The following is a 15,562-nucleotide window of genomic DNA, read 5'->3' on the forward strand; positions in this document are numbered from 1 at the left end:
TTCTTTTTTATAAAATTGTCCCGTCCTAAAATGAGTAGTTAATCTTTAATGATCTTATAAGATTTAATCCTATTCTCACCTTCAACGATTTCAACAAAATATATTCCTCTAGAAACATTGAAAGCAAAACTGTAAATGTCATTTTCAACTTTAGGTTTATTATGTACAATTTTACCACCACTATCATATATGTTTATTGTTAATGGACTCTCATGAGAGCCAAGATATATATTTAAATTTCCCTTGGTAGGATTAGGGTATATTAAAATCTCATCATAAAAACCAGCTATTATCGAAGAGTCAGAAATTGTAAAGTCAATACATTCTGAAACTTCTGTACAGTTATTCATTGTAACTTCTAATGCATAAACACCATTTCTTGTAGGTGTAAAAGTTTGATTCGTTTCCCCTGAAATAGGAGTGTTACCCTCGTTACAATTAATCCATTGATATGATGCTCCGTTATAGTTTGCAACCATCGTGTTTTCTGTAACGGTAACACTTGCGTTAATTTCTACGATTGAGATATTAAACGAGCTTGGAGTGTTGCATGAGTCTTGTGTGGTATAGGTTATTATGTGTTCTCCAACTTTTGAAGCTGAAATATTAACGACACCTGTTTGTTCATTAATAATTAATCCTTCAGAACCAGAGAACGTACCGTTTGCGTTTCCTGTAATTGATGGAAATGCATTGGAGTCGTTAGAACAGTAGCTTTCAGAATCATATGAAATGAACGTTTCTTCAGAGTTATTAATATTAATTGTTACGGCAAGCCTTTCTGTACTTTCACAAGTACCATCTGTTTGAGTTGCATAGTAAGTTGTTCCGTCTATTAAATTAGTATTTTCTTGGATTAAATTTCCATCAGTTGGACTGTCATACCAAACGATGTTTGTTTCATTAAGTTGTAGGTCAGCAATTGTAGCGTTTGTGCAGAAACTTTGAGTCGTCATTCCTGTAGGCGCTAGGATATCACTAATACTAACAGTTACAGCAAGTCTTTCTGTACTTTCACAAGCATCAACAATTTGAGCTGCATAATAAGTTGAACCGTCTATTAAACTAGTATTTTCTTGAATTTGATTTCCATCAGTTAGACTGTCATACCAAACAATGTTTGCTCCATTAAGTTGTAGGTCAGCAATCGTAGCATCTGTACAGAAACTTTGCGTTGTCATTCCTGTAGGAGCTAGGATATCACTAATACTAACTGTTACGGCAAGTCTATCTGTACTTTCACAATCATCAATAATTTGAGCTGCATAGTAAGTTGAGCCGTCTATTAAACTTGTATTTTCCTGTATTAGGTTCCCGTTTGTTGAGTTGTCATACCAAACGATGTTTGCTTCATTAAGTTGTAAGTCAGCAATCGTAGCATTTGTACAGAAACTTTGACTCGTCATTCCTGTAGGCGCTAGAATCTCTCCAATACTTACCGTTACCGCTAGTCTTTCTGTACTTTCACAATCATCAACAATTTGAGCTGCATAGTAAGTTGTTCCGTTTGCTAAACTTGTATTTTCCTGTATTAGGTTCCCGTTTGTTGAGTTGTCATACCAAACGATATTAGTTTCATTAAGTTGTAATTCAGCAATCGTAGCATCTGTACAGAAACTTTGAGTTGTCATTCCCGTAGGAGCTAGAACCTCACCAATACTAACTGTTACGGCAAGTCTATCGGTACTTTCACAATCATCAATAATTTGAGCTGCGTAGTAAGTTGTTCCGTCTACTAAACTTGTATTTTCTTGAATTTGATTTCCATCAGTTAGACTGTCATACCAAACGATGTTTGCTTCATTAAGTTGTAGGTCAGCAATCGTAGCATCTGTGCAGAAACTCTGATTCGTTATTCCTGTAGGCGCTAGAATTTCTCCAATACTTACCGTTACCGCTAGTCTTTCTGTACTTTCACAATCATCAACAATTTGAGCTGCATAGTAAGTTGTTCCGTTTGCTAAACTTGTATTTTCCTGTATTAGGTTCCCGTTTGTTGAGTTGTCATACCAAACGATGTTTGCTTCATTTAGTTGTAATTCAGCAATCGTAGCATTTGTACAGAAACTTTGCGTTGTCATTCCTGTAGGCGCTAGGATATCACTAATGCTAACTGTTACAGCAAGTCTATCTGTACTTTCACAATCATCAACAATTTGGACTGCGTAGTAAGTTGAACCGTCTACTAAACTTGTATTTTCTTGGATTAGATTTCCGTTAGTTGGACTGTCATACCAAACGATGTTTACTTCATTTAGTTGTAAGTCAGCAATCGTAGCGTTTGTGCAGAAACTTTGAGTCGTCATTCCCGTAGGAGCTAGAATCTCACCAATACTTACCGTTACCGCTAGCCTCTCGCTTTCGCAGTTATTTATCGTTTGTGTGGCATAATAGGTAGCCTCGTTCGTTAGTGTTAGGTCGCTATTTAATGATTCGTTACTTGTTTCAGTTTCGTACCAATTTATGTTTTCACCTGTAACAATAATATCTGCAATGGTTGCAGCGTTGCAAAAGTCTTGTGTAGTCTCAGCTGTTGGAGTAGTAACCTCTTGAATTGTTGTGGTAACAGCAAGTCGTTCTACACTTTCAACTCCATTTATTGTTTGTGAAGCATAGTATGTAGTTCCATTTTCTACAGCAGTATCAATTGGTAATACATCAGTGTCAGTTTCTGTAGTATACCACTTGATATCATTACCGTCAATAATGATATCTTCTAGTGTAGCAGTATTACAGAAAGATTGAGCAACTTCTCCAGTGGGAGCAGGAACATCACTTTCAATTGAAAAATTATCAATAGCGATGTCATTTCTAAATGTGCTTCCTCGAATTACTCTAAAACGAATATTCACAATCATATCTGTATATGTTGATAAGTTTACTTCAGCATCAATATATACTTCATCAGAACTGCTATTTTGCGGTGGTCCATCGATTACTAACAAATCTTCAATAAAGGAGTTTCCGTTGTCTGTACTGATGTCAACACGAAGTGATCCAATAAGACTTTGACTTGTATCAAAACGATGATATTTAAATTTAAGTTTAGGATTTTCGCCTAATTGAATACAGGGGGAAATAAGTTGTGTTACATCTCCTTCTGAAAAAGTTTGCCCAGATCCCTTACTCCCTTCTGTAAAAACATAATTAGAAGTGGTGCTTCCATCACCATCCGTAGAAGGACCTGTGTTAGGAGTTGGAGTGCCGCCAGAGTTTGTAGCCCATGTAAAGCCACTTGCTGCTGGGATAGTAGTCCAGCTATCTTCGTTAATTACGCTTCCCGCAGCGAAGTTATTGAAGTTTTCCTCGTAAGGAGCAGTTTTTTCTGCACCAACAATTATTGGTGTTTCAGTAAATGTTTTTGAAAGTGATTCATTAGCATTAGAAACAGTTAATTTTACGACGTAGGTGCCGCTACTTGTATAACTAAACGTTGGGTTTTGCTCAGTACTATCAGTAGTTCCATCTCCATTAAAATCCCATTCCCATGATGTAACAGGGCCAGATAATAAGATGCTTTGATCCGTGAATGTTACATTTTCTAGAGCGGGCGCACAAGATGAGGAGTAGCTACTTGCATTGAATTTAACTTCTGAAATATCTTCAAATGTAATGTTATCTATAGCGATATCAGAAAGTCGAGTATCTCTAATTGCTCTAAAACGAATTATAGCAGTTTCATTTGCATATGCAGAAAGGTCAACCTCTTGTGTTTTATAGGATTCATCAGCACTACTTTGTTGACCATCTTTAAGAGGAGGTGTGATGTCTTCTGTGAATGTTTGCCCATTGTCTATGGAAATATCTATGTGTAGTTCTCCTTGCCAGCTAGGGATGCTGGCAAACATGTGATATGAGAAATTCAGCTTTGTATTAAGACCTATGGGGATGCATGGTGAAAGAAGTTGCGCTTCATCTCCAGAGTTAAAAGGTAGGTTGCCTGTAGGATCTCCTTCTGTGTAAAAATATACGCCACCGCCGTCTGCATCGTCGGTAGGACCACCAGAATCAGAATCATCTGATGATCGTGTAGGGCCAGTCATGCTGTTCCAAGAATAGCCAGAAGCAGCGGGGATAGATTGCCAACCTCCGTCATTAGTAGATGTGTATGTATCTAAATTATCGTTAATAGGAAGTGAAAGTTGTACCCCAACATTAACTGGAATCTTATAAAATGTTTTTGAAATACTTTCACTCCCATTAGAAATAGTTAGTGTAGGTGTGTAATTTCCACTTTGGTATGTGTGTGTTGGGTTTTGTTCATTACTATCAATCGTTCCATCAGTGTCAAAATCCCATTCCCAAGTTGTAGCACCTGTACTTAGATCTGTAAATGTTACCTGAAGCGTATTGTTACATGTATTAGTAGCAGAGGTAGCAATGTCAATGCTAAGATTAGGACAAATAAAGTCACCTCTTAACGTTTTTAATATCGCATAGGAGCGGGCTAATTGTTCTACTGAAAATTTATCTCTACAGTTACGTGTAGCGTAAGACATGAGGTTTGTAACATCGGGATTGTAAAAATCCCCATTAGGATCTTGAACAGTGCCTGTATATTCGCATCCGCTCATTTTTCCTGTTAAATCGGGGTCTGCAGGGGTGTCGCAAATTTTATCTCCAGCTGTACTGCAATTACTTCCATCAACAAGCTCTATGGTTTCAGGACCATCATTTCCATCAGCATTTTCGTGAGTGTGGAGAAGTCCGTAAAAGTGACCCATTTCGTGAACAATAGTCGTGCCGTTAGCAGCAACACTATTTCTCATAACGATTAAATCTTTTCCGCCAGGGTAATATGCATATCCGTTAAGAGGCTGTAAATCTGTGAATACTAAATTCACAATATTATCTTTTATGTATCCTCCATCATAAAGTAGTACTTCATCATCATCTTCTTCAGTATCCTCTCTAAAGGTATATAAGTCATCGTCATCGATTACTGTGTTGTTTCCACAAACAAAAAAATCAATGTTAATTTGATTGAAATAAAAATTTAAAGATTCAATAGCAGTATTGATATCTTCTTGAGAAATACCACCAGAGCCATCAGATTTTCTAATGGTAATAATATTTATTGGGACAGATGTCTTTTCATTAGGATTACGTGACCTATTCCTAGTATTAATACGATTTTTAATTTCCTCTTCATACGAAGTTATAATCTCTTTGTTTTGCTGAAGAAGCTTTTGGTATTCATTTAAGCCATAGGCATCTGTTTTATTTTTTTCTTGTGCATGGCTGCTAAGGTGGAAGAAAAATAAGCTAAAGAGTATTAATGTTTTTATGTAGGCGTATTTTCTTACCATAACAATTAGTTGAAATATAGGTGTTTACAGTAAAAATACGCTTTATAATGATTATTTCATATAAATATTTAATATTGATATTTATTTTGCCATCTATTTTTTAAAAAGTCACGTAAAGCATTTTCTCGTTGATTATTTCCTGGATTATAGAAAGTAGTATTTTCTAATTCCGTAGGGAGATATTCTTGTGGAGCAAAATTATTCTGATATGCATGCGAATATTTATAATCCTCTCCATAGCCAAGTTCTTTCATTAATTTTGTTGGAGCATTTCTTAGATGGATTGGAACTGTTAAATTCCCTGTTTGTTTTACTGCTGTAATCGCTTTATTTATTGCTTCATAAGAGGCATTGCTTTTTGCCGATGTTGCTAAATAAATTGCGCATTGACTTAATACGATTCGAGCCTCTGGATATCCGATTGTTGTAACGGATTGAAAGGTATTATTCGCGATAACTAGCGCTGTTGGATTTGCGTTACCAATATCTTCGGATGCAGAAATAAGCATTCTCCTTGCTATAAACTTAACATCTTCACCGCCTTCTATCATTCTAGCTAACCAATAAACTGCTCCATTAGGATCGCTGCCTCGTATAGATTTTATAAATGCCGAGATGATATCATAATGTTGTTCCCCTGTTTTGTCATAGAGAATTGTATTTTTCTGAACTTTTTTCATTACTAAATCATTAGTAATGGTTACTTTTTCAGTCGCTTCAGAATTAATTACAAGCTCAAAAATATTTAATAATTTTCTTCCATCACCACCAGATAATCTTAGCAATGCTTCCGTTTCTTTTAATTCGATGTCTTTTTTAGAAAGGTAAGTATCTTCAACTAAAGCTCTTTTTAATAGCGACTCTAAGTCCTCTTTGTCAAAGGGATTCAATACATAAACTTGGCATCTAGAAAGTAGTGCAGGGATAACCTCAAAACTTGGGTTTTCAGTTGTAGCCCCAACCAATGTTATCCATCCTTTTTCTACAGCGGCAAGAAGTGAATCTTGCTGAGATTTGCTGAATCTATGAATTTCATCAATAAATAAAATAGGGTTTTTTGCTGTGAATAGACCACCACTTTGTTTTGCTTTTTCGATAACCTCGCGGATATCTTTCACACCACTATTTATGGCGCTAAGAACATAGAATGGACGCTTACTCTCATTGGCAATAATGTTAGCCAATGTAGTCTTTCCAGTTCCAGGAGGACCCCATAAGATTAATGAGGGAATAGTTCCTCTTTTAATCTGTTCAGTCAGAGAGCCATCATCACCAATTAAATGTTTTTGACTGATGTATTGTTCTAAATTTTTCGGACGTATTCTTTCTGCTAACGGTTCATTCATAATTCAAAATTACAATTTTCATCGTAAGTAGTTTGATGCATTTCTGACAAATTATCAGTAAATTGAAATTGGAGCTATATTTGTTAGTTTAGTCTTATGAGAAAAGATGAGTCGCTTGATTTTTCCCTTTGGATGCTTATTTATCCTTTGTTTTTTGGGTTAACCATATGGACTGTATATTGGTTTGAGCTTACTTTTGGATTTGATTTTACACATTATGGAGTGTATCCTAGAACATTAAGTGGATTAAGAGGTGTTGTTTTAAGTCCTTTTATTCATAGTTCTGTAGAACATCTCTATAGTAACACATTACCATTAATGATTTTGAGTTCAGCCCTTTTTTATTTTTATAATAAAATAAGTTGGAAGGTGTTGCTGTTAGGAGTTTTGTTAAGTGGATTCTTTACTTGGTTAATAGGTAGGCCTGCATATCATATTGGAGCAAGTGGACTTATTTATGTACTAGTCAGTTTTATATTTTTTAAGGGTATTTTTGCTAAAAATCGTAGATTAATAGCACTTTCTTTAGTAACCGTCTTTGTTTATGGGAGTATGTTTTGGTTTATTTTCCCTGTTGAAAATAAGATTTCTTGGGAAGGACATTTATCGGGTTTTCTTGTAGGTCTTTTCCTTGCGATTATATTTAAGAGTGAAGTTTTAAGGAAAGAAAAATATGATTGGGAGCGTGATGATTATAACGAAGATGAAGACCAATTTTTAAAACATTTTGATGCTGATGGTAATTTTATAGAACAGTTAGAAGACGATCTTCCTATAGATGATGGAGTTCCTTCCATTGAAATAAAATATCATTATGTGGAAAATGATAAATCTATAAATTGATTATTTCAGAAATATTACAAGTTAGCATTTAAAGCATAAAGTTTCTTGCTAATTATCAATATTCTTCGATTAGCATGCATAAAAAATGTATTATTTAGTGAGCTACTAATTTATATAAAAATAGTGCTGCAAATAATCCATAATGATTTAAAATTATAGTGAAGGCTGTAATTACAGACGTTGTCTTACAGCTTCATATAAAAAAGCACCACAAGCAACAGAAACATTAAGCGACTGTATTTCACCTAAAAGGGGAAGTTTTGCTTTTTGATCTACTATTTTTAAGATAGAAGGTGAGATTCCTACATCTTCAGATCCCATAATTATAGCTGTTGGACCACTAAAATCTGCATCATAAACAGTATTATCGGTTTTTTCTGTAGCAGCGACCACTTGAATTCCTGAGGCCTGCATATGAAAAACAGCATCTTTTATATGATCCACTTTGCAAATGGGTACTTTAAAGGCAGCTCCAGCTGAAGTTTTTACAGTATCTGCAGTAACAGGAGCAGCTCCTTTTTTCTGAATAATTATTCCGCTTACACCAGTACATTCTGCAGTTCTAATTATTGCTCCGAAATTTCTTACATCAGAAAGTTGGTCTAATAATAGAAAAAGGGGAGTAGTATCAGACTCTAAGGAGTTAGAAATAAGTGTTTCAATTTCATGGAATTCAATAGGAGAAATATTTGCAACAACTCCCTGGTGATTATTTTTTGTAAGTCTATTAAGTTTTTCAACAGGAACATAAGATGTGTTTATTTGCTCCTTTCTCAATAAGGTATCTAGTTCTTTGAATAAGCTTCCTGATAATCCTTTTTGGATAAATACTTTATCTATCGTTTTTCCTGCTTGTATCGCCTCAATAATAGAACGAATTCCAAATATCTGGTAGTTGTTTTCCATGGTGACAAAGGTACATAAAAAAACCACCTCAAAATGAGGTGGTTCTTTATAAAAATAAGATTTATGGTGTGGTTAGTTAGTTTTTAACAAGGCTAACTTTTACAGTTCCACCAAAACATCCAATACTTACACATCTTTTAAATTCTAATACCATAGAATTGTCACAAGAATTATAGCTAGACAATTCAGGACTAGATGTTGTTGCCCATACATTTCCGTAGCTTGAATGCACATAAAGTGCTGAATCATACTCTTGACTTAAATATGTGATTGTTGGGTCTGTAGGATCAGAACTCAATTTGATAATTGTATTTCCGTCCTTACCATATAAACCTGTTACGTTAAGTGAATTTGCTTCAGGTCCCATTGTAACTTCAGAGGTGTATGTTGAACTTCCTTCTGTTGCTGTATACGAACCTACAAAGCTTGATAAATCAAGTTCACAAACTGCTTGTAACTTAACATCAATTTTATCATCTTCTGATATAGTTTTAGATGCTGAGTCTATTTTCAGAACTAATGTCTTAGGATCAAATGGATCTGCTGGTTCAGAGATAATATCAATTGTTATATTAGTTGACATTTCTCCAGCTGGTATCGTAACAGTGGTTTCTCCATTGAAATTATAATCTACCCCTTCAACAGCTGTAGAGCTTGGATCAGCACTTATAACTACTTCGACATCCTCGCCAATAGGTTGATTTTCACCCCCTATTATAACAACTGGGATATCGTAGCTGTATACAGGGTTTTCAGGAGTTTGTATAAAGTTAGCTGTTATAGACTGACTTTCAAACTGTGCAAGGACTGGTGTTGCACCAAAGTCTGTTACATCGTCATCTAAGAGGCATGAACTTAGGGTAAGACTACTTACCAGAACAGCCATAATTATTTTTATATTTAATGCTATTTTTTTCATAACTATACTTATAATATTTTATTTCCAAAAAGGATTCTGGGTAAAGGCATCTTGTTTTGTTTGCTTAGGAACATTTGCACTGTTTCTTGAAACTTCAGAAGCTGGGTATAGCAATCTAACAGGTCTTGTTCCTCCAGACTCTGCTGGTACAGGTACGTTAGAAGGATATCCTGTTCTTGTTAATTCAATCCATGATTCAATTGTAGAAGTGCCAATAAGAGCTAGCCATTTCTGAGTAATTATAGCTTCTACTTTGTTAGTAGATGCAGCCCATGATATGTTTGGAGTTGCTTGGCTATAATAAGTTTGTGCTTCAGTGATAGCGTCTTCAACTTCTAAATAAACAAATGACTCTTCAATAGCTTCTTCATATAAAGCTTGCGCATCTCCACTTAGGTAACCTCTTTGAACAGCTTCAGCTTGTGTGAATAAGCTCTCAGAAAGTAACATAATGATTTGATCCTGTTCCGAACTTTGTAAAAGAGCAGGCCCTACTTTAGATAAATCATTGTTTGTAAATCCTGTACCAGGCAATGAGCTTGACTGAGGAGCTCCTTTGTATGCACCGCCATTTTGAGCAGGCTTAAATAAACTCTCTAACCTTGGATCAGATGTATTGTTTAAATAATTAATAACATAATCAGTAGCAACTGTATAGTCATTTCTATCCTGTTGAACACCAGTTGAAGGTTGAAAGAAATATCCGTAAAATGGACTTTGCTTTTCTAAAGCATCTGAATAACCAGGATTAACGGTAACATTAGAATCAATATATCCTAAACCATTTTGATTTATTAAAGCTATTTGATCTTTAATATATTGATCTTGTCCTGTATTGCTTAATCTAACTAGCATACGTAGCTTAATTGAATTAGCAAACTTTCCCCAACTTTGCATATCTCCTCCAAAGAAAATATCTTGACTTCCTGGATCTTCAGCGTTATCCGGAAGATTTTGAGATTGTGTAGCAGCTTGAGTTAATTTGTCAATTAAATCTTTATAAATTGTTTCAGCATCATCATAGGCTGGAGTTTGATTCTCTGCTCTTAAGTTGGCTTCAGAATAAGGAACGTCACCATAAAGATCTACAACATATTGGTACTGATATGCTTTCATTGTAGTCGAAATAACTTTATATGCAGTATAATCAACAGCACCAGAAGCATCTTCATAATTCTCAACATAAGTTAAGTTCTTAAATATAGAAGCATAAGAATCTTCAAATATGTTAGAAAGAAAAGTGGTAGTAATGTTATATCTGAAATAATCTTGGTTAGCAGACCAGTTTGAAGGTGTTGCCCAGTTGTACACCAAGTAGTTCCCAGCGTATGTCATTGTCGTACCATTTATTTGAGCTAATCCCTGTTGAGCAACTGGAAGCGTAATACTTGGTGTTGATATAGAAGGGTTGTTAGGATTATCGTTGACATCTAAATAATCATCACAACTTACACTTACTAACGCTGTGGCTAAAAGTATAAATGTTGATTTAAATATATTTTTTGCTTTCATGAGTTTTTTTATTAAAATTTAGCACTTAAGGTAATACCGTACTGTCTAGTAGGAGGTGTTTGTGCTTGATTACCAACACCAATTGCATTCCCTGTTGTGAAATTAAATTCAGGATCTGTGTATACGTTATCTTTTGGTCTGAAAGTAAATAAATTTCTTCCAAACAAACCAATAGATAAATTTTCCATACCTATTTTATCCATTAAGTCTTTGTTGAAATCGTATGTTAAAGAAATCTCTCTTATCTTTAATGTTGTAGCATCAGTAACGTAGTTTTCTTTTACTTCATTATATGCATCCCAGAAAGCGTTTCCTCCACCTGTAGTTAAACGATTTGTATTTTCAACATATCCTCCATTTCCATCTGAATATGATGAATTAGGGAATACAAATGGTTGTCTACCAGAAGTAACACTGTGTTGAGTAAATCCTGTAAACTCTAGTGCGTCAACAATATTGTTATAGAATACATGTCCTGTTCTATAATCCGCAACTGCATATAAACTAAAGTTTTTAAATCTAATATTAGTGTTTAATCCTAAAATATAGTCAGGAGTAGTTTTTCCTTGAGTTACTAACTCACTGCTTTGAAGAGGATCTCCGTTAGCTCCAACAATAACTCTTCCTTGTTCATCTCTTTCGTATGCCGTAGTTCTTAATTGAGGATAAGGTTTTCCAACCTCTGCAACTACTTGTGCGCTAGCATAACCACCAAGATCTACCATGTCAACTCCGTCAGATAATTCTAGTACTTCAGATCTATAACCTGTATAGTTTATTCCTAAATCCCAAGCAAAGCTTTCTGATTGTATTATTTTACCATTTAGGTCAACCTCAACACCTTGATTTTGAATTTCTCCAATGTTTGTCCAAATACTTGTTGCTCCTGAGCTAGGGGCAATGTTAATTGGTACAATTTGGTCGGTAGTATTAGTTTGATATAAAGTGAAGTTTCCACTTAATCTACTGCCAAACATACCGAATTCTAAACCAACTTCCATTGCTGTTGTAAATTCAGGATTTAAATCAGGAGCAGATTCTCTGTATGATTGTGCTAAACCTACAGCACCTGTATATGGAAAACTATAGCTTTCTCCATTGTAACCAGCACTATTGTCATTAGGAGCATAAAATACTTGGTTTGTAACGTAAGGTCCTGGGTCATTACCAGTCTGTGTGATATTAAAACTAGCCTTTAAATAACTGATCCCTTTATCTCCCTTGATTCCAGGAAATGCTTCACTTGCAATAAAAGAGATACCTCCACCTGGATAGAAATAAGACCTACTTCCCTCTGGAAGTGCTGAAGACCAATCATTTCTTGCTGTACCATTCAAGAAGATAAAATCATTGTATCCAATAGTTAAATCTCCATATACACCAAGCTTTCTATATAATTCTGTGTATTCACCACCTGTTAAATCTCCAGTTCTTGTTGATACATTATAGAAATCAGGAATAATTAAATTTTGTCCTTCAACATTGATTTGTTTGGAAGTAGTAAGTCTTACGTTTTGACCTATGTTAGCATTGATTGAGAAATGCTCCCCTAAATCTTTAGTGATATTCATGATAACATCACTATTAAATCTCGAAGTAATCTCAGATTCATCTTCCACACTCGCACCGTATGGGTCCATGTTAGAGTATGCATCGTCTAAGGTAAAAGCGTATTTAAATTCACCTAATTCTCTTTTTCTAGTTCTTGCTCCACCAGTGTAACCACCTCTCCAGTTTAAGCTCAACCAATCAGTAAATGAATACTTCATATGAGCAATAAGATTGAATTCTTGATAATCTCTTTTCTCTCTTTGAGTGTCAACTATAAAATATGGGTTTTCGTAAAAACGATAGTATGATACTTCATTTCTAGTGAATTCTCCAGTTCTCCAATTTTTCATTTCTGTAATAGGGATATGTAAAGGAGTATTCAAAACATTCCAATATACTGGACGTCCTTGTCTTCCAGCTTCAGGAGAAACAACATTAGAGTGATCTCTAAAGAAAGAAAAATTTCCTCCTACCTCAAACTTGTTGAACTGTCTGCTAGCTTTTAATCGAACGTTAGTTCTGTTGTATTGATCTTTTGGAACAACACCAGTAACGTTAGTTTGATCGATTGAGAAAAGAAAGTCACTAGTGTCATCACCTCCATTAATTGTGATACCATGACGTATAGTTGAACCTGTGTTGAAAAAACTTTTATGATTATCTTTTATTGGAGAATATGGAACTTGCCATACACTTCCATCAGGATACGTCTCACTAGCATCTACTAACTGACCATCAAATCTAGGTCCCCAGTTTACATTTTCCAATGGATATAATGTTCCATCAGGAAATCCACCAGCTCCAAACTCATCTTGAACTTCTGGCATGTAGGCAACGCTTTCTGCTTGATAAGATGTATTGTAGGTTACATTTAATTTACCTTTACCCTTTTTGGTAGTGATTAAGATAACTCCATTAGCAGCATCCGATCCATAAAGAGCAGAAGAGTTTGCTCCTTTAAGTACGCTAATGTCTTCTATGTCGCTAGGGTTAATTCTATCTAACGCATTTCGGTTTGAAGGGTATCCATCAACAACAATTAGTGCTTGATTATTTCCTAACAGAGATCTATTTCCCCTCAATACTACTCGGGTGTTAGGATTTACTCCATTCCCTGTAGTATTAACTTGAAGTCCAGATACTTTACCAACCATAACTGTAGCAGCATTAACTGCTTTTGTCTTGTTTACAGCATCACCATCAACTTCTTGTACTGAGTAAGATAGTTCTCTTGGTTTTCTTTCAATACCTAAAGCTGTAACAACAACTTCATCTAATGCTTGTGCATCTTGTTGTAATGAAAGATTAATTGAATTAGAAGCGCCTACAGTACGTTCTTCTGTTTTTTGCCCTACAAAAGAAAATGTTAAAATATCTCCTGTATTGGCTTTGATGGAATAATTACCATCAAAATCTGTTTGAGTACCATTACTGGTCCCTTTTACTACGACACTCGCACCAGGTAGCGGTAGACCATCTTGGTCAGTAATCACACCTGTTACGGTCTTTTCTTGTGCAAAAGTAATCTGCACAATTAACGCTAGAATCAGCGTCAAAAATCCACTAAACTTTGTTCTCATTTTATACATTTATTTGAATTAGCTGACGCGAAAATGATAAATTCATGTTAAATTTGCAACTTTTCTTGCTTAAAGTTTGAGTAAAATCATAAATATATGTAGATTTTTACATATTTAATATTGTAGGGTTAATGTAGGTGCGAATACATTAATTTTAATGTACTTAATATCTGCTTTTATAAGAATTCAATAATTTTATGAGTTTTGGTCTAGTTTTATGTTAGCTTAACTTGTTAGAGTTGTAGTAGGTAGGTAGCTGTTTTTAATTGTGAAGTCTTTGGATTTTTTCTAGCGATTAATTTTTTCAATTTATATACATTGCCTTTGTAGTTTTTTTACATGTGTTTGTATGATTTTTGGATTTGATACACGTATGGTGTTATTTTCTGTTTTCAATGTTTAATAGTTTTGTAGTTTTCGTTGTAAGATTGAAAATTTTATAACCATTTTAATGATATTGTTCGTAGTGTCGGTTATTTTTAAAATGAATACTAATTATTGTTTTCTCGTTCTTTTCGAGATCTTCAAAATCCTATCTTAGTGATTTAGAGGTAATTTTATTGAAAATTAATTGATTATGATTTGATTAATTAATATTAATTCTTACCTTTGCCACCCTTTTAAACGAGAGGTCTGCTTATTTATGAGCTGAATTTCAAAGATTTAAAAGGAAATTTTAATTAATAAAACATAATTATTGTTTAGTAGATTATGCCAACAATTTCACAATTAGTACGAAAAGGAAGAGCCACAATTACTAAGAAGAGTAAATCGGCTGCTTTAGATTCGTGTCCTCAAAGAAGAGGGGTTTGTACGCGTGTTTATACTACGACGCCTAAGAAGCCTAACTCTGCTATGCGTAAAGTAGCAAGGGTTCGTCTTACGAACGGAAAAGAAGTAAATGCTTACATCCCTGGAGAAGGTCACAATTTGCAAGAGCACTCGATAGTATTAGTAAGAGGCGGAAGGGTAAAAGACTTACCAGGAGTTAGGTATCACATTGTTCGTGGTGCTTTAGATACTGCTGGAGTTCAAGGAAGAACGCAACGTAGATCAAAATACGGAGCAAAACGCCCTAAAAAGTAAATTAACACTTACAACAAGAAGAAATGAGAAAAAGACAGGCTAAAAAGAGACCTCTTTTACCAGATCCAAGATTTAATGATCAGTTAGTGACGCGTTTCGTTAACATGATGATGTGGGATGGTAAGAAGTCCGTAGCGTTTAAAGTATTTTACGATGCGATTGATATCGTAGAAGAGAAGAAACAAGACGATGAAAAAACTGGTTTAGAGTTATGGAAGGATGCATTATCTAATGTTATGCCACACGTAGAGGTGAGAAGCCGTCGTGTAGGTGGAGCTACTTTCCAAATTCCTATGCAAATTAGACCAGATAGAAAAGTATCTATGGCTATGAAGTGGTTGATTAGTTATTCTCGTAAGAGAAATGAAAAATCAATGGCTCAGAAATTAGCTGGCGAAGTTCTTGCTGCTGCTAAAGAAGAAGGTGCAGCTGTTAAGAAAAGAGTTGATACTCATAAAATGGCTGAAGCAAATAAAGCATTCTCTCACTTTAGATTTTAGTAAAAAAATA

General features: G+C 34.9%; 9 protein-coding genes. 3 read left to right on the forward strand and 6 right to left on the reverse strand.

All coding sequences use genetic code 11. The annotated features are described in order from the left end of the window. Positions 1-38: 38 nt before the first annotated feature. Both ACN0TY_RS05340 and ACN0TY_RS05345 read right to left on the reverse strand, forming a co-directional pair. Positions 39-5,309: a PKD domain-containing protein gene (locus tag ACN0TY_RS05340; RefSeq protein WP_417443655.1), complete on the reverse strand. Its 5,271-nt coding sequence runs from the start codon at positions 5,307-5,309 to the stop codon at positions 39-41. A gap of 68 nt (positions 5,310-5,377) precedes the next feature. Continuing rightward, positions 5,378-6,655 (reverse strand): replication-associated recombination protein A, encoded by a 1,278-nt coding sequence (locus ACN0TY_RS05345; RefSeq protein WP_417443656.1) that lies wholly within the window; start codon positions 6,653-6,655, stop codon positions 5,378-5,380. A 96-nt stretch (positions 6,656-6,751) separates the two neighbouring features. Here ACN0TY_RS05345 and ACN0TY_RS05350 point away from each other — a divergent pair, with 96 nt between their 5' ends. Then, positions 6,752-7,498 carry a rhomboid family intramembrane serine protease gene (locus ACN0TY_RS05350; protein ID WP_417443657.1) on the forward strand — a complete coding sequence of 249 codons (747 nt, stop codon included), beginning with the start codon at positions 6,752-6,754 and terminating at the stop codon, positions 7,496-7,498. Positions 7,499-7,669: 171 nt separating this feature from the next. Here ACN0TY_RS05350 and rlmB read toward each other — a convergent pair whose 3' ends face one another. The 4 genes from rlmB to ACN0TY_RS05370 all read right to left on the reverse strand — a co-directional run bounded on the left by rlmB (position 7,670) and on the right by ACN0TY_RS05370 (position 13,966). Then, positions 7,670-8,404: a 23S rRNA (guanosine(2251)-2'-O)-methyltransferase RlmB gene (rlmB, locus tag ACN0TY_RS05355; RefSeq protein ID WP_417443658.1), complete on the reverse strand. Its 735-nt coding sequence runs from the start codon at positions 8,402-8,404 to the stop codon at positions 7,670-7,672. A 76-nt stretch (positions 8,405-8,480) separates the two neighbouring features. After that, a complete protein-coding gene (locus tag ACN0TY_RS05360; protein WP_417443659.1) occupies positions 8,481-9,323 on the reverse strand; it encodes a hypothetical protein in 843 nt (280 codons plus the stop codon). An 18-nt stretch (positions 9,324-9,341) separates the two neighbouring features. Then, on the reverse strand, positions 9,342-10,835 hold the full coding sequence (locus tag ACN0TY_RS05365; RefSeq protein WP_417443660.1) for a SusD/RagB family nutrient-binding outer membrane lipoprotein: 1,494 nt from the start codon (positions 10,833-10,835) through the stop codon (positions 9,342-9,344). Between the two features lie 11 nt (positions 10,836-10,846). After that, on the reverse strand, positions 10,847-13,966 hold the full coding sequence (locus tag ACN0TY_RS05370) for a SusC/RagA family TonB-linked outer membrane protein (RefSeq protein ID WP_417443661.1): 3,120 nt from the start codon (positions 13,964-13,966) through the stop codon (positions 10,847-10,849). A 711-nt stretch (positions 13,967-14,677) separates the two neighbouring features. Between ACN0TY_RS05370 and rpsL the strand changes: the two genes are divergently transcribed. Together rpsL and rpsG are read left to right on the forward strand one after the other, a co-directional pair. After that, entirely contained in the window at positions 14,678-15,052 is a 375-nt protein-coding gene (gene rpsL / locus ACN0TY_RS05375) for a 30S ribosomal protein S12 (RefSeq protein WP_143954394.1), read from the forward strand. A gap of 23 nt (positions 15,053-15,075) precedes the next feature. Further along, positions 15,076-15,552, forward strand: a complete 477-nt coding sequence (rpsG, locus tag ACN0TY_RS05380) for a 30S ribosomal protein S7 (RefSeq protein ID WP_236957993.1) — start codon at positions 15,076-15,078, stop codon at positions 15,550-15,552. The last annotated feature ends 10 nt before the right edge of the window (positions 15,553-15,562 follow it).

It is taken from the genome of Joostella sp., from assembly GCF_048266025.1.
Classification (GTDB): domain Bacteria; phylum Bacteroidota; class Bacteroidia; order Flavobacteriales; family Flavobacteriaceae; genus Galbibacter; species Galbibacter atrarenae.